We start from the raw sequence: 15463 nt of genomic DNA on the forward strand, positions 1-15463 counted from the left end.
CTAACTCGAATTAGCTTAGGATTCACACTAAAAATGAGACAAGATAAATGTGCAGGATCTGTGAGCAGTTTCACGATGAGAGGTCAAAATTCGATCAGTGTCAGGTATTACGATTCAGCAAAAACTAAACATATCGTTTAAATTCAATAAAATAACAAAATACCTTTGCACGACGTCACAATTTGAATACAAATGATTTGGCTAAATTATAACCCTAAAATAGCTTTTAAGGACGAAAGCTAAGTCGAGTTAGCTTATTAACTAAATCACTGTGGCTTGTGATTCATTGCCTTTCCAACACAGGAATTTTGCAATGTCAGAGACTCTTATTCAGATGACGTGCATTACCAAACGCTTTCCCGGCGTGCTGGCGCTGAATCAGGTTGATTTCGATTTACGCTGCGGCGAAGTTCATGCCCTCTTAGGTGAAAACGGTGCCGGCAAATCGACGCTGATGAAAATTTTATCCGGTGTTTACCAACCTGATGCCGGTGAAATTCGCTTTGAAGGGCAATCCGTATCATTCAGCGATCCGCTAAGTGCTCAGCATGCAGGTATTACGATTATCCATCAGGAATTTAATCTCTTCCCCGATTTAACCGTGGAAGAGAATATCTTTATTGGCCGTGAATTCTGCAAAAATAGTCGCTGGCAGTTAGATAAACGCGCCCAGCGACAGGCGGTTGAGAAAATACTGCACACGCTGAATTTAAAAATCGCCCCGGACGCCCGCGTCAGTGAATTAACCGTAGCCCAGCAGCAGATGGTGGAAATTGCCAAAGCGATTTCGGTCAATGCCAAAGTGCTAATCATGGATGAACCCACCGCCGCGCTGACCGAAAGTGAAATCGAGAGTTTGTTTGAAGTCACGCGGATGCTCAAGGCTCAGGGCACGGGGATTGTCTACATCTCGCACCGTCTGGAAGAGCTGGCGCTGATCGCCGATCGCGCGACCGTCATGCGCGACGGACAATACATCGCCACCGTAGATTATGAAACGGTTCAGATCGGCGAGCTTATCGCCATGATGGTTGGCCGCAATCTCGATAACATCTACCCAAAACGCCCGCCGCATCAGCGCAGAGAAAAAGTGCTGGAGGTGAACGGCCTGACGCGTAATGGTGTACTGCATGACATCAACTTTACCCTCTGGCGCGGTGAGATCCTCGGTCTCGCTGGCTTAATGGGCGCAGGCCGAACTGAACTGGGCCGGGCCCTGTTTGGCGCCGATGCGATCGACGCTGGCACCCTGACGCTGAACGGCACCCCCACACGTATTAAAGACGTGGCTGACGCCATTGAGAAAGGCATCAGCTATTTAACAGAAGACCGCAAAAAAGAGGGACTCGCCCTCGGCCTTTCTGTTGAGATGAACATTATGCTCGGCAATTACCCGGACTACGCTGGCGTCGCGGGTAATGTTGATGAAAAACGCTGCCGGGAGTCCAGCCAGAAACTGGTAGATACGCTGCGAATAAAAACGCCACATCTGGAACAGGCGGCACTGAATTTAAGCGGCGGTAATCAACAGAAGATTATTATTGCCCGCTGGGTCTGCAAAGACACCGATATTTTAATTTTTGATGAGCCAACCCGGGGAATTGACGTTGGCGCCAAGCTGGAAATCTACGAATTAATGAATCGCCTTGTCGCTAAAGGTAAATCGATCATCATGATTTCATCCGAACTGCCGGAAGTATTAGGAATGTGCGACCGCATACTCGTGATGCGCAGCGGCCGCATTGCCGGCGAAATAGCGGCTGAGCACGCCACCCAGGAAAAAATCATGCAATACGCCACGCTGGAGGATTAATCATGTCCGTTACCGTTCCATCGCCGCAAAGCGGAAGTCATACGATGAAAATAAATAAAGCGCTCCTGATGCGTCTGGCGCCTCTTTTTAGCCTGGTATTGCTGGTTCTGTTTTTCAGCTTCAGCTCTCCGTTCTTCTTTAATACTGAAAATATCATGACTATCGCCCTGCAAACGGCGGTGATTGGCATCATGGCCATTGGCGTGACCTTTGTGATTATTACCGCCGGGATCGACCTGTCGCTTGGATCGGTGGTGGCGTTCTCAGGGGTTGCGGTGGGCATCGCCGCCGGGTTTGGTATGCCGTTGCCGGTCTGTATTCTGGCAGGCGTGCTCGCAGGCGGACTTTGCGGCTATGTGAACGCGTTTCTGGTCACCAAAATGACCATACCACCGTTTATTGCCACCCTCGGCTTAATGATGTCGGTACGCGGCATCAATATGGTGATGACCGATGGCCGCGCGATTTATTTTTCTGACTACCCGCAGTTCAAGCTGCTAGCACAGGGTCGCCTGTTCGACGTTCTGCCTTATCCGGTGTTCTACCTGGTCATCGTGGCACTGATCGCCATGTGGATCCTGAAGAAAACGGTGATGGGCCGCTATATCTACGCTGTCGGCAGCAATGAAACGGCGGCACACCTTTCCGGGATCAAAGTCCAGCGAGTGAAAATTTTCGTTTACGCCTTCTGCGGCCTGTTAACCGGCGTGGCCGGGGTGATCCTCGCCTCTCGTCTCAACTCAGGCCAGCCAACCGTGGGCGTGGGTTATGAGCTGGAAGCCATTGCGGCGGTAGTGATCGGCGGTACCAGTCTGATGGGCGGCGTGGGCACGATTGGCGGCACCATCATAGGCGCGTTCATTATGAGCGTGCTGAAAAACGGCCTCAATCTCATGGGCGTGTCCCAGTTCTGGCAGATGGTGGCGATGGGCGTGGTCGTCGTTGCCGCCGTCTACCTGGACACGTTACGAAAAAGAATGCGTTAGGTTCTCGATACAACAAGCCCTGCCAACCCTACAACGGAGCAAAATAATGAAAACCAGCCATATCCTGAGCGCCCTGTCGCTCGTTGCCATCCTGTCCAGCAGCGCGCTGGCAAAAGATTTAAACCTGCCGGTGGTCAGTAAAGGTTACCAGCACGAATTCTGGCAGACGGTCAAAATGGGAACGGAAGCTGCCGCAAAAGAGTTGGGTGACAAAACCAGCTACGTTGGCCCTGCCGATGAAACGCAAATCGCCGAACAGATCCAGTTAGTCGAAAACACCATGGCACAAAAACCAAACGGCCTGTTGCTGGCCGCACTTGATGCAAACGCCCTTGCCCCGCTGGTCGAAACCGCCAACAGCCGGGGGATCAAAGTGGTGACCTTCGACTCGGGCGTGAACTCGGATATCCCAGCCAGCTTTGTCGCCACCAATAACCGTAAGGCGGGCGCACAGGCTGCGGATGCGCTGGCAGAGCAGGTAGGCCAGAAGGGGAAAGTGGGTATTATCGCTCACGTAGCCGGGACGACGTCCGCCATTGAGCGCTCTGAAGGGTTCAGCGAGCGGATGAAAGAGAAGTACCCGAATATTCAGGTACTGCCGGTGCAATACAGCGATGGCGACCCGCAAAAAGCGATGGATAAAACCATTGATATGGTTCAGGCCAACCCGGATATCGCCGGTATTTATGCCACCAACGAAGGCTCAACCCTGGGCGTTGCGAACGCTATCGACAGCCAGAATCTGAAGGGCAAAGTAAAAGTCATCGGTTTTGACAGCACCGAAGCCATCATTAACTTCCTTAAAAACGGTGTGATTCAGGGCTTCGTGGTGCAGGACGCCTATCAGATTGGTTATCAGGGCATAAAAGCGCTGAACGCGGTGATTTCCGGACAGACGGTGGCCAAAGAAATTGATATTCCAGTGAAATATGTCAATGCGCAGAATATCAACACGCCTGAAATTGATAAACTGCTGCATCCGTTTGGTAAAAAATAAGGAAGTTCATGATGAGTGACGGCTATTTCCTCGGGGTAGATGTAGGTTCAGCCAGCGTTCGTGCAGGGCTTTACTCTGCGCAAGGCGAGCGTTTGAGCTTCGCGACCCGTCCGATTTCGCAGTTTCACGCCAGCAATGCGCGCGTGGAACAATCCTCTGTGGAAATCTGGCAGCAGGTTTGTGCGGTGGTGCGGGAAGCCGTCGACTCCTCTGGGATTTCACCTGACGCCATTCGTTCGATTGGCTTCGACGCCACGTGCTCGCTGGTCGCGCTGGATGCTGACGGTAACGGCCTGAGCGTCTCCCCGGACAGTCCGGCATCGCAGGACATCATTATGTGGATGGATCATCGTGCTCACGAAGAAACCGTTCACATCAATGCCACACGCGATCCGGCCCTGTGCTACGTGGGCGGCGAGGTCAGCATCGAGATGGAGTTGCCAAAACTGCTGTGGTTGCAGCGGCATCATCCTGAAACCTGGAATCAGGCCTGGCGCTTTTACGACCTTGCCGATTTTCTGGTCTGGAAAGCGACGGGCCAGGACGTCGCCAGCCTGTGCACCCTCACCTGCAAATGGAACTACCTTGCGCATGAGGCGCAGTTCAGCGAATCGCTGCTCAGAGCGGTGGGGCTGGAAAACTTACTGACAAAAATTCCCGGCACTATTCTGGACGTCGCTGAATGCGTCGGGAAACTTAGCCCGCAGGCAGCGCAAGCTCTGGGTTTGTCCGAAGAAGTGGTTGTGGCAAGCGGCATGATCGATGCCCACGCGGGTGGCGTGGCGCTGACGGGCTCACACCCGGAAGGCACGCTGGCGCTCATCAGCGGAACCTCGAACTGCCATATGCTTGCCAGTCAGACGGAGATCCATACGCCCGGCGTCTGGGGACCTTACTGGAGCGCCATGCTGCCGGGCTACTGGCTGACGGAAGGCGGGCAAAGTGCTGCCGGGGCGCTGGTCGACTGGACGTTGCGCGAGCACGGAGTCAGCGCAGAGCTGTTTGCAAAAGCGGAAGCGGCGCAATGCCATCCAGTGGCATTACTCAACGACTGGGTAGCCGCGCTTGAACAGGAAGAAAAATATCCCACCCGCAACCTGCACATTCTGGCCGATCACCACGGCAACCGCTCGCCGCGTTCGCGTCCTGATGCCCGGGGCAGCGTAGTCGGTCTGACATTAGAGACCGGTGAGCGCGCGCTGGCGAGGCTCTATCTGGCCACGCTACAGGCCATTGCCTACGGCACACGACACATTATGGATACTCTGAAACATCATGGGCACACCTTGTCGCGCATTGTCATTTGTGGTGGAGCTACTCATAACCGGCTCTGGCTGCGGGAGTATGCCGATGCCACAGGCTGCGATATTCACCTTTTAGCCGAAGAAGATGCGGTCACTCTCGGCGCGGCCATTTGCGGCGCTGTGGCGAGCGGTGCATGGGCAACGCTTACCGACGCCACCCGGGAAATGGTCAAAGCCGGCGCTATCATCACCCGTCGGCCGGAAACCGCGGCCTTCCACCGGCAAAAATATGAGGCGTACCTGATGCTGTGGACCCAGCAACAGGCGCTTAATCTCCTGATGCAGCAGGAAATGTAATGGCAGGATGCGTATGCTTTATCAGCAGTTTTTACGTACGTTAAGGATTGAGGCGTAGCGATGGCCAAAACAGTTGAACAGATAGCGAAGGATCTGAATTTATCCGTCACCACCGTGCGGCTGGTACTGAGCGGGAAAGCCGAACAGTATCGGATCAGCGTGAAAACACAGTCCCGAATTAATGAACACGTCGAGCGCTTCGGCTATACCCTCAACCATTCGGCGCGCAGTCTTAAGCTAAACAAAACCGAGACGCTGGGACTCATCGTACCCAACATCTCGAACGTGTTCTTTGCAACGCTCGCCGAGAAACTCGAACTGCGCTGCCGCCGTTCGGGCTACCAGCTGATGATCAGCTGTACTTACAACGATGTGGATTACGAAAACAAGCTGGTCAAAGCCCTGATGGCGCGCAACGTGGACGGCTTGTTTATCGTTCCCTCGACGCTGGAAAACCAGCAGCATCATTTGCGGCAGATCCAAAAGCCACTGGTGCTCCTTGACCGGGATTTTGGCTTTACTGACAACGCGCTGGTAGAGAGTCATAACGAGGCTGGGGGGGATGAACTGGCCCGCAATATGCTGGAAGAGTGCAAAACGCCGCTCTGGTTCCTTGTGGGCGATACCGCACTGCCCAGCATTACGGACCGTCTGAACGGCTATTTGCAGGCCCTGAAAACAGCCGGTATTCACCATCGCGAGTGGGTCATCGAAGGGCCGGACAATACGCCGGAGGGGGGATATGCCCTGATGGATTCGCTTATCGACAGCCAGGGTGTTCCGCAGGCGTTTATCGCCTCATCGTTACCCGTCCTGGAAGGGGCAATCGAAGCCCTGCGGACGCGTACCGGTACCGTGCCTCAACACATCAATATTGGCACCTTCGATGAGCACCCCATGCTGGGGTTCCTGCCTAACAGCGTCTGGTCCATGCAGCAGGATGAAGATACCTGGGCGGAAAAAGCGTTTGAACTGATGCAGCGAGCCATCGACGGCGAAGCGGTCAACGAGACGGCGAAAGTCGATATGAAGCTGGTCAAACGTTCCCGCCAGTAAAAATAAAACTGTACCCGGAGAATAAAAAATGGAACGAGCCCGATTAGCCAGAGACATTATCGACACCTGCCTTGAGATGACCCGCATGGGATTAAATCAGGGCACCGCCGGGAATATCAGCGTTCGCTATCGCGACGGTATGCTGATTACGCCGACCGGAATTCCCTACGAGCATCTGACCGAAGAGAGTATCGTCTATGTCGATGCACAGGGGCGACACGAAGAGGATAAACTGCCCTCCAGCGAATGGCGTTTTCATCAGGTTGTGTATCAGACCCGCCTGGATGCTAACGCCGTCGTCCATAACCATGCGGTTAACTGTACCGCCGTCTCGATACTCAACCGCCCCATTCCTGCTATTCACTATATGATTGCCGCCGCCGGGGGAAACTCCATTCCCTGCGCGCCTTACGCGACCTTCGGGACGCGCGCGCTGTCAGAGCATGTCGCGGTCGCGTTACGCGATCGCAAAGCGACGCTATTACAGCACCACGGTCTGATCACCTGCGAAGAAAATCTTGAGAAGGCACTGTGGCTGGCGCAGGAGGTAGAGGTGCTGGCAAAACTCTACCTGGCCACGCTGGCGATCGTGGATCCCGTTCCGGTACTCAGTGACGATGAAATTGCCATTGTTCTTGAGAAATTTAAAAGCTACGGGTTGCGCGTCGAGGCGTAATTTTTTATCCGGGGGTGCTTTTATCACACCCTCGTAATATCTCTTAAACAAACACCTATTTACCGCACTTATCACCCCGCCTAAACTATGGCCTGCTTTTTGGTAGAGGTGGTAATGAACGATTATAAAATGACGCCAGGTGAACTGCGTGCGACCTGGGGTTTAGGGACTGTTTTCTCGCTGCGGATGCTTGGCATGTTTATGGTCCTGCCCGTTCTGACCACATATGGCATGGCGTTACAGGGTGCCAGCGAAGCGCTGATTGGTCTGGCGATCGGTATCTACGGCCTGGCGCAGGCGATATTCCAGATCCCCTTTGGCCTGCTCTCCGACCGCGTGGGTCGCAAACCGCTGATTGTCGGCGGGCTGCTGGTGTTTTTACTTGGCAGCATCATCGCCGCCCTCTCCCACTCCATCTGGGGAATTATTCTTGGCCGCGCCCTGCAAGGTTCCGGGGCGATTGCCGCCGCCGTGATGGCGCTGCTGTCAGATTTAACCCGCGAGCAAAACCGCACCAAAGCCATGGCGTTTATTGGCGTCAGCTTCGGCGTTACGTTTGCCATTGCCATGGTGCTGGGGCCGATTATTACCCATTCACTCGGCCTGCACGCCCTGTTCTGGATGATAGCCGTGCTGGCAACCATCGGGATCGCACTCACGCTGTGGGTTGTGCCGGACAGTAAAAACCATGTCCTGAACCGTGAATCCGGGATGGTCAAAGGCTGCTTCAGCAAAGTCATCGTCGAGCCGCGCCTGCTTAAGCTGAACTTCGGCATTATGTGCCTGCACATTCTGCTGATGTCCACCTTTGTCGCCCTGCCCGGTCAACTTGCCGCAGCAGGTTTCCCGGCGGCAGAGCACTGGAAAATTTATCTGGTCACAATGCTGATCTCGTTTGTCTCCGTTGTGCCCTTCATTATTTACGCCGAAGTGAAGCGCAAAATGAAACGCGTCTTCGTGGGCTGCGTGGCGTTACTGTTGATTGCCGAGATTGTGCTGTGGGGCGCCGGCCCACATTTCTGGGAGCTGATCGCAGGCGTACAGCTGTTCTTCCTGGCGTTTAATCTGATGGAGGCCCTGCTGCCGTCGCTTATCAGCAAAGAGTCTCCGGCAGGATACAAAGGCACCGCGATGGGCATTTACTCCACCAGCCAGTTTCTCGGCGTGGCGATCGGCGGGTCCCTCGGCGGCTGGGTGGACGGCCTTTTTGATTCTCAGACCGTGTTCCTCGCCGGTGCGCTACTGGCGATGCTCTGGCTGTTTGTTGCCAGCACCATGAAAGAGCCGCGCTATGTGAGTAGCCTGCGGGTAGAAATTCCCGATGACGTGGCAATCGGTGACTCGTTACAACAGCGTCTGGAAGCGACAGAGGGCGTGAGCGAAGTGCTGATTGTCCCGGAAGAGCGCAGTGCGTATGTCAAAATTGACAGCAAAGTGACTAACCGCTTTGAGGTAGAGCAGGCGCTGAAGGCCTGAAAAAATGCCCGGTTTAGCCGGGCATAATTGTCTTAATCGCGGAAGTTTTTAAACTGGAATGGCTGACCGAGATCGCCGCCACGCACCAGCGCCATCACGGATTGCAGGTCATCACGGGATTTTCCGGTCACGCGGATCTCTTCCCCCTGGATCTGCGCCTGCACTTTCAGCTTGCTGTCTTTGATAAGCTTAACGATTTTTTTCTGTACCGCGCTTTCAATCCCCTGCTTCAGCTTCGCTTCCACAAACCAGGTTTTGCCGCTGTGAACAAAATCTTCCGGTACATCAAGTGAGGTCCCTTCAATGCCGCGCTTGAGCAGCTTGGCGCGCAGGATATCCAGCAGTTGGTTGACCTGGAAATCAGACTCACTCAGGACTTTGATTGTCTTGTTCGCGTCGTTCAGTTCAATGGTCGCCTCAACGCCACGAAAATCGAAGCGTGACTCCACTTCACGAATAGCATTATCTACGCCGTTACGCGCTTCCTGCAGATCAACTTCAGAAACAATATCGAAAGATGGCATCTTTTCTTCTCCCTTCATTTTTGTTGCGTTGCATAATACCTGCAACGAGGCATAACGAGAAGCTTAGCTGATGGCGCTATACTTAGCGTCTTAGCACCTGGCGCAGTTGCAGGTGAGGAGGAACAATGAAAGTAACAGTGCTTGGATGCGGCGCCCTTGGTCAACTCTGGCTTAGCGCGCTATGCAAACAGGGACACGACGTTCAGGGCTGGCTGCGAATTCCCCAACCCTATTGCAGTGTGAATGTGATGGGTACAGACGGTTCAATTTTTAACGAGTCTTTGACGGCAAACGATCCGGAATTTCTCGCGAGCAGCGATCTGCTGCTGGTCACGCTGAAGGCCTGGCAGGTCTCCGATGCGGTGAAAAGCCTGGCCGCCCAATTACCTGAAAGCACGCCAGTCCTGCTGATTCACAACGGTATGGGTACCATTGAAGAGCTAAAGTCTGTCCGGCAACCGCTGCTGATGGGAACAACCACCCACGCGGCACGCCGCGACGGTAACGTCATTATTCATGTTGCCAGTGGCATCACCCATATCGGCCCGGCGCGTGAACAGCCCGGCGATTACAGCTATCTTGCGGATACCCTGCAAAGCACGCTGCCTGACGTCGCCTGGCACAATAACATTCGCGCAGAACTGTGGCGCAAACTGGCGGTCAACTGCGCGATCAATCCGCTGACTGCCCTGCTGGATTGCCCTAACGGTGATCTGCGCCAGCATCCCGATCGGTTAGCGCTGATTTGCCGGGAAGTTGCCGCCGTCATTGAACGCGAAGGCTACCACACCTCAGAGTCTGATTTACGTTATTATGTCGACCAGGTCATTGAGAGTACGGCAGAAAATATCTCTTCAATGTTGCAGGATGTCCGGGCGATGCGGCATACCGAAATTGATTACATTACCGGTTATCTGTTAAAACGCGCCCGGGCTCACGGCATTACCGTTGCGGAAAACAGCCGTCTGTTTGAGTTAGTTAAACGAAAGGAGAGTGAGTATGAGCGCATCGGCACTGGTATGCCTCGCCCCTGGTAGCGAAGAGACAGAAGCGGTCACCACCATTGATTTGATGGTACGTGGTGGTATTAAGGTTACCACCGCCAGCGTCGCCAGCGACGGAAGTCTGGCGATTACCTGCTCGCGTGGGGTCAAGATCCTGGCAGATGCACCGCTTGTACAGGTGGCGGACGGTGATTACGACATTATCGTGCTGCCGGGCGGTCTGAAGGGCGCGGAGTGTTTCCGCGACAGCCCGCTGCTGGTTGAAACCGTTCGTCAGTTTCATCTTTCCGGGCGTATCGTCGCGGCAATCTGTGCGGCCGCAGGTACGGTACTGGTTCCGCACGACATTTTCCCCATCGGCAATATGACCGGCTTCCCAGGCCTGAAGGATACGATTCCGGAAGACCAGTGGGTGGATAAACGCGTGGTCTGGGATCCGCGCGTTAACCTGCTCACCAGCCAGGGGCCGGGTACCGCCATTGATTTTGGCCTGAAGATTATTGACCTGCTGGTCGGGCGCGAAAAAGCGTACGAAGTGGCGTCATCGCTGGTGATGGCGGCAGGGATTTATAACTACTACGAGTAAAAAAAGCCGGGTGGCGGCTACGCCTTACCCGGCCTACAAGTGTACGGTACCGTAGGCCCGGTAAGCGAAGCGCCACCGGGCAATAGGCTACGGGCGATACACCTTCACGTTCGCGAAGCCCTGCTCGCGCAGGTACAGCGCCTGTAAACGGCTCATGACCCCACGTTCGCACCACAGCAGATACGTTTTGCTCTGGTCGAGATCGCCAAACTGGGTGCTCAGTTTGTAGAACGGCAGCGAAACCACCTCCACGCCTTCCACCTGCAACGGCTTGTCATCCTGCTCATCAACAGAACGTATATCCAGAATCGTATCGTTAGCACCGAAGCCGCTGACCGTCTCCACCTCAACCACGTCCTGCTCGGTCTGCTGGGCGATCTCACGGATATCGATGTTCGACGCTTCCGCCACCACTTTTTCCAGGATGCTGAAATCGAAGTTCTCTTCTTCCGCTTCGATCTTCGCCTTCACCGCTTTAATGGTTGGACTTTTTGAGATCACGCCGCAATATTCCGGCATGGTGCGGGCAAAATCTTCAGTACCGATTTTACGCGCCAGATCGATGATGTGCTCTTTATCGTGAGAGATCAGCGGACGCAGGATCAGCGTATCAGACACGTTGTCGATAAGGCGCAGGTTGGTCAGCGTCTGGCTGGAGACCTGCCCCAGTGCTTCACCGGTGACCAGCGCCTGCACGCCGTAGCGCTCAGCCACTTTGGACGCCGCACGCACCATCATACGTTTCAGGACCACGCCCATCTGGCCGTCATCCACTTTCTCAAGAATTTCGCCAACCACTGGCTCAAAGTTGATCGCCACGAAACGCACGCGGTGAGAGCTGCCGAAGCGGTTCCACAGGTAATGCGCCACCTGACGTACGCCGATTTCATGCGCCGCGCCGCCCAGGTTAAAGAAGCAGTAGTGCACGCGACAGCCGCGACGCATCAGCATATAGCTGGAAACGCCGGAGTCGAACCCGCCGGAGATCAGCGACAGCACATCTTCTTGCGTGCCGATCGGGAAGCCGCCAATACCTTCATAACGGCCCTTAACCAGCAGCAGGCGATCGTTTTCGATCTCAAGATTAACGGTAACGTCCGGATTAGTCAGGCGCACGCGCGCCGTCTCAACGTGCTGGTTCAGACCGCCGCCGACATAGCGCTCAACGTCAATGGAGCTAAACTCATGCTTACCACGGCGCTTCACGCGTACGCAGAACGTTTTCCCTTCGATCTGATCGCGGTACTGTACCAGCGCCTTTTCGAAGATATCGTGCATATCGGTGAAGGGAACGTCTTCCACTTCCAGAATATGGTGAATACCCGGGATACGGGTCAGCGCGTCGCGAATATCAAGACGTATGTTTTCGTCTTTCGCGCGGACTTCAACGTGGTCCCAGTGACGCACCACGGCGAGCGTTTCGTCGTAGTGTTTTAATACGTTACGAATGTTCCCGGTGAGAATTTTAATAAAGCGCAAACGCACGGATTGGCTTTTGATGGTGATTTCAGGGAACAATTTAATGATAAACTTCATGGCGGCAATGTTTCTTAGGCAAGCTTATAAAGGCTTGTAGTGGAAAATGATACAGCAGCCCACACCCGTGGCTGCATCCAGGCGCGCAAGTATACCACCATCGCGCCACTCGCGTTATTTGATAATTGCCCCGAGTCCGTTACCATGTCAGGGCGAAAAATTTAAGAGTCAATTCACTATGCCGAAGAAAAACGACGCACCGGCCAGTTTCGAAACTGCGCTGAGTGAACTGGAGCAGATCGTTACCCGTCTTGAGAGCGGCGATCTCCCGCTGGAAGACGCGCTCAACGAATTTGAACGCGGCGTGCAGCTCGCGCGCCAGGGGCAGGTAAAACTCCAGCAGGCCGAGCAGCGTGTGCAGATCCTGCTTTCCGACAGCGAAGACGCTAAAACCACGCCATTCACACCGGACGCCGAGTAAATGGATTTCTCCAACGCGCTTCAGGCGCGCGTCATCCGCGCCAACGACGCGCTGCGCCGTTTCATTGAGCCGCAGCCTTTTCAGAACACTCCTCTGGTTGAAGCCATGCACTATGGCGCACTCTTGGGGGGTAAACGCCTGCGTCCGTTCCTGGTGTATGCCACGGGCAATATGTTCGGTATCAGCGATAACACGCTGGACGCCCCGGCAGCCGCTGTGGAGTGTATCCACGCCTATTCGCTGATCCACGATGATTTGCCGGCCATGGACGATGACGATCTGCGTCGCGGTCAGCCGACCTGCCACATTAAGTTCGGCGAAGCGAATGCCATTCTGGCGGGTGATGCGCTGCAAACCCTGGCGTTCTCTATTCTGAGCGATGCGCCGATGGTTGAAGTGAGCGATCGCGATCGTCTGGCAATGGTGTCCGAACTGGCAATGGCCAGCGGCGTCGCCGGGATGTGCGGCGGCCAGGCGCTGGATTTAGAGGCTGAAGGTCGTCAGGTAACTCTGGAACAGCTGGAGCGCATCCACCGTCACAAAACGGGCGCCCTGATTCGGGCAGCCGTTCGTCTGGGCGCGCTGAGCGCGGGTGAACGCGGGCGTAAAGCCCTGCCGGTTCTGGACAGATACGCAGAAAGTATCGGTCTGGCATTCCAGGTTCAGGATGACATTCTGGATGTGGTGGGCGATACTGCAACATTGGGAAAACGTCAGGGTGCGGATCAGCAGCTTGGCAAAAGTACCTACCCCGCCCTGTTGGGCCTTGAGCATGCCCAACGTAAAGCCCGGGATCTGATAGACGATGCCCGCCGGTCACTGAATGAGCTGGCCGCGCAATCGCTGGATACCTCGGCACTGGAAGCGCTAGCGGACTACATAATCCAGCGTAATAAATAAACTATATATCTCGATGAGCCTTTGATGAGTTTTGATATTGCCAAATACCCGACACTGGCGTTAGTTGACTCCACTCAGGAGTTACGTCTGTTGCCGAAAGAGAGTCTGCCGAAGCTGTGTGACGAGCTGCGTCGCTACCTGCTCGACAGCGTTAGCCGCTCCAGCGGCCACTTCGCCTCCGGACTTGGCACGGTTGAGCTGACCGTGGCGTTGCATTACGTCTATAACACGCCGTTCGATCAGCTGATCTGGGATGTTGGCCACCAGGCCTATCCGCACAAAATTCTGACCGGACGTCGCGATAAGATTGGCACCATTCGCCAGAAAGGCGGCCTGCATCCGTTCCCGTGGCGCGGCGAGAGCGAGTTTGACGTGTTAAGCGTCGGCCACTCTTCCACCTCCATTTCCGCAGGCATCGGGATTGCCGTTGCCGCTGAAAAAGAGAATAAACAACGCCGTACCGTCTGCGTGATTGGCGACGGGGCGATCACCGCCGGGATGGCTTTTGAGGCCATGAACCACGCGGGCGATATCAAACCGGACATGCTGGTGATCCTCAACGATAACGAAATGTCGATCTCTGAGAACGTCGGCGCGCTGAATAACCATCTGGCGCAGCTGCTGTCCGGCAAGCTTTACTCCTCACTGCGCGAAGGCGGTAAAAAAGTCTTCTCCGGCGTACCGCCGATCAAAGAGCTGCTTAAGCGTACCGAAGAACATATCAAAGGCATGGTCGTGCCGGGTACGCTGTTTGAAGAGCTGGGCTTTAACTATATTGGCCCGGTGGACGGCCACGATGTGTTAGGTCTGGTGACGACGCTTAAAAACATGCGCGACCTGAAAGGCCCGCAGTTCCTGCATATCATGACCAAAAAAGGGCGTGGTTACGAACCGGCGGAAAAAGATCCGATCACCTTCCACGCGGTGCCCAAGTTCGACCATACCAGCGGTTGTCTGCCGAAAAGCAGCGGCGGGATGCCGAGCTACTCAAAAATCTTCGGCGACTGGCTGTGCGAAACGGCGGCGAAAGACAACACGCTGATGGCGGTGACGCCTGCCATGCGTGAAGGCTCCGGCATGGTCGAGTTTTCCAAAAAATACCCGGACCAGTATTTCGACGTCGCCATTGCCGAGCAGCACGCGGTGACCTTCGCAGCGGGCCTGGCGATTGGCGGCTACAAGCCGGTGGTAGCGATTTACTCTACCTTCCTGCAACGCGCCTACGATCAGGTGATCCATGACGTTGCCATCCAGAAGCTGCCGGTGCTGTTTGCTATCGACCGTGCGGGCATCGTGGGGGCTGACGGCCAGACGCACCAGGGCGCATTTGACCTCTCCTTCCTGCGCTGCCTCCCGGACATGGTGATCATGACGCCAAGCGACGAAAACGAGTGTCGTCAGATGCTGTATACCGGTTACCACTATCAGGACGGTCCCTGTGCGGTACGTTATCCACGCGGCAATGCCCTTGGCGTTGAATTACGGCCGCTGGAAAAACTGGATATCGGTAAAGGTCTGGTGAAACGTCGCGGTGAAAAAGTGGCGATCCTGAACTTTGGTACGCTGATGCCGGAAGCGGCAAAAGTCGCTGAAACCCTGAATGCGACGCTCGTCGATATGCGATTTGTGAAGCCGCTCGATGAATCTCTGATTCTGAGCATGGCGGAAAGCCATGAGGTGCTGGTCACGCTGGAAGAGAACGCCATCATGGGTGGCGCGGGTAGCGGCGTGAACGAAGTGCTGATGGCGAACCGTAAAGTCGTTCCGGTGCTTAATCTCGGCCTGCCGGACCACTTCATCCCGCAAGGCACTCAGGACGAGGCGCGCGCCGACATTGGCCTGGACGCCGTCGGTATCGAAGCTAAAATCCGCACCTGGCTGGCCTGA

General features: G+C 55.0%; 14 protein-coding genes. 12 read left to right on the plus strand and 2 right to left on the minus strand.

The features are described 5' to 3' along the window. Nucleotides 1–313: 313 nt before the first annotated feature. From IPZ49_RS17705 to IPZ49_RS17735, 7 genes are all read left to right on the plus strand, one after another. Complete coding sequence (locus IPZ49_RS17705; RefSeq protein WP_063146598.1) at nucleotides 314–1813, plus strand: sugar ABC transporter ATP-binding protein; 1500 nt, start codon at nucleotides 314–316, stop codon at nucleotides 1811–1813. Nucleotides 1814–1815: 2 nt separating this feature from the next. Further along, nucleotides 1816–2799, plus strand: a complete 984-nt coding sequence (locus IPZ49_RS17710) for an ABC transporter permease (RefSeq protein ID WP_022647237.1) — start codon at nucleotides 1816–1818, stop codon at nucleotides 2797–2799. Nucleotides 2800–2845: 46 nt separating this feature from the next. Continuing rightward, nucleotides 2846–3796 (plus strand): ABC transporter substrate-binding protein, encoded by a 951-nt coding sequence (locus tag IPZ49_RS17715; RefSeq protein WP_000858088.1) that lies wholly within the window; start codon nucleotides 2846–2848, stop codon nucleotides 3794–3796. Nucleotides 3797–3807: 11 nt separating this feature from the next. After that, entirely contained in the window at nucleotides 3808–5397 is a 1590-nt protein-coding gene (locus IPZ49_RS17720) for an FGGY-family carbohydrate kinase (RefSeq protein ID WP_032621616.1), read from the plus strand. Between the two features lie 60 nt (nucleotides 5398–5457). Then, a complete protein-coding gene (locus tag IPZ49_RS17725; RefSeq protein WP_023299444.1) occupies nucleotides 5458–6453 on the plus strand; it encodes a LacI family DNA-binding transcriptional regulator in 996 nt (331 codons plus the stop codon). Between the two features lie 28 nt (nucleotides 6454–6481). Beyond that, complete coding sequence (gene fucA, locus IPZ49_RS17730; RefSeq protein ID WP_193762857.1) at nucleotides 6482–7129, plus strand: L-fuculose-phosphate aldolase; 648 nt, start codon at nucleotides 6482–6484, stop codon at nucleotides 7127–7129. Nucleotides 7130–7243: 114 nt separating this feature from the next. Beyond that, entirely contained in the window at nucleotides 7244–8605 is a 1362-nt protein-coding gene (locus IPZ49_RS17735; protein ID WP_063146599.1) for an MFS transporter, read from the plus strand. 32 nt (nucleotides 8606–8637) lie between these two features. On the opposite strand, the gene IPZ49_RS17740 is transcribed toward IPZ49_RS17735, so the two are convergent. Next, complete coding sequence (locus IPZ49_RS17740; RefSeq protein ID WP_022647233.1) at nucleotides 8638–9129, minus strand: YajQ family cyclic di-GMP-binding protein; 492 nt, start codon at nucleotides 9127–9129, stop codon at nucleotides 8638–8640. Nucleotides 9130–9254: 125 nt separating this feature from the next. Between IPZ49_RS17740 and panE the strand changes: the two genes are divergently transcribed. After that, complete coding sequence (gene panE, locus IPZ49_RS17745; RefSeq protein ID WP_046620560.1) at nucleotides 9255–10166, plus strand: 2-dehydropantoate 2-reductase; 912 nt, start codon at nucleotides 9255–9257, stop codon at nucleotides 10164–10166. Then, nucleotides 10129–10719 (plus strand): protein deglycase YajL, encoded by a 591-nt coding sequence (gene yajL / locus IPZ49_RS17750; protein WP_022647231.1) that lies wholly within the window; start codon nucleotides 10129–10131, stop codon nucleotides 10717–10719. The genes panE and yajL overlap by 38 nt, the downstream gene beginning before the upstream one ends. 87 nt (nucleotides 10720–10806) lie before the next feature. Here the strand turns inward: yajL and thiI are convergent, their stop codons facing one another. Then, nucleotides 10807–12255 carry a tRNA uracil 4-sulfurtransferase ThiI gene (gene thiI / locus IPZ49_RS17755; protein WP_193762858.1) on the minus strand — a complete coding sequence of 483 codons (1449 nt, stop codon included), beginning with the start codon at nucleotides 12253–12255 and terminating at the stop codon, nucleotides 10807–10809. A 178-nt stretch (nucleotides 12256–12433) separates the two neighbouring features. Between thiI and xseB the strand changes: the two genes are divergently transcribed. The 3 genes from xseB to dxs are packed head-to-tail and all read left to right on the plus strand — an operon-like array spanning nucleotide 12434 to nucleotide 15463. Next, on the plus strand, nucleotides 12434–12676 hold the full coding sequence (gene xseB / locus IPZ49_RS17760; RefSeq protein WP_003859094.1) for an exodeoxyribonuclease VII small subunit: 243 nt from the start codon (nucleotides 12434–12436) through the stop codon (nucleotides 12674–12676). After that, nucleotides 12677–13576 (plus strand): (2E,6E)-farnesyl diphosphate synthase, encoded by a 900-nt coding sequence (gene ispA / locus IPZ49_RS17765; RefSeq protein ID WP_038415485.1) that lies wholly within the window; start codon nucleotides 12677–12679, stop codon nucleotides 13574–13576. Between the two features lie 24 nt (nucleotides 13577–13600). Then, complete coding sequence (gene dxs, locus IPZ49_RS17770; protein ID WP_063146600.1) at nucleotides 13601–15463, plus strand: 1-deoxy-D-xylulose-5-phosphate synthase; 1863 nt, start codon at nucleotides 13601–13603, stop codon at nucleotides 15461–15463.

Source organism: Enterobacter cloacae complex sp. S2, assembly GCF_015159675.1.
GTDB lineage: Bacteria > Pseudomonadota > Gammaproteobacteria > Enterobacterales > Enterobacteriaceae > Enterobacter > Enterobacter intestinihominis.

Bases quoted from the DNA above. Each gene is read 5' to 3' on its own strand.
- xseB (WP_003859094.1), top strand. From the start codon at position 12,434: ATGCCGAAGAAAAACGACGCACCGGCCAGTTTCGAAACTGCGCTGAGT.
- IPZ49_RS17715 (WP_000858088.1), top strand. From the start codon at position 2,846: ATGAAAACCAGCCATATCCTGAGCGCCCTGTCGCTCGTTGCCATCCTG.
- thiI (WP_193762858.1), bottom strand. From the start codon at position 12,255: ATGAAGTTTATCATTAAATTGTTCCCTGAAATCACCATCAAAAGCCAA.
- yajL (WP_022647231.1), top strand. From the start codon at position 10,129: ATGAGCGCATCGGCACTGGTATGCCTCGCCCCTGGTAGCGAAGAGACA.
- IPZ49_RS17720 (WP_032621616.1), top strand. From the start codon at position 3,808: ATGAGTGACGGCTATTTCCTCGGGGTAGATGTAGGTTCAGCCAGCGTT.
- panE (WP_046620560.1), top strand. From the start codon at position 9,255: ATGAAAGTAACAGTGCTTGGATGCGGCGCCCTTGGTCAACTCTGGCTT.
- IPZ49_RS17725 (WP_023299444.1), top strand. From the start codon at position 5,458: ATGGCCAAAACAGTTGAACAGATAGCGAAGGATCTGAATTTATCCGTC.
- IPZ49_RS17740 (WP_022647233.1), bottom strand. From the start codon at position 9,129: ATGCCATCTTTCGATATTGTTTCTGAAGTTGATCTGCAGGAAGCGCGT.
- IPZ49_RS17710 (WP_022647237.1), top strand. From the start codon at position 1,816: ATGTCCGTTACCGTTCCATCGCCGCAAAGCGGAAGTCATACGATGAAA.
- fucA (WP_193762857.1), top strand. From the start codon at position 6,482: ATGGAACGAGCCCGATTAGCCAGAGACATTATCGACACCTGCCTTGAG.
- IPZ49_RS17735 (WP_063146599.1), top strand. From the start codon at position 7,244: ATGAACGATTATAAAATGACGCCAGGTGAACTGCGTGCGACCTGGGGT.
- dxs (WP_063146600.1), top strand. From the start codon at position 13,601: ATGAGTTTTGATATTGCCAAATACCCGACACTGGCGTTAGTTGACTCC.
- IPZ49_RS17705 (WP_063146598.1), top strand. From the start codon at position 314: ATGTCAGAGACTCTTATTCAGATGACGTGCATTACCAAACGCTTTCCC.
- ispA (WP_038415485.1), top strand. From the start codon at position 12,677: ATGGATTTCTCCAACGCGCTTCAGGCGCGCGTCATCCGCGCCAACGAC.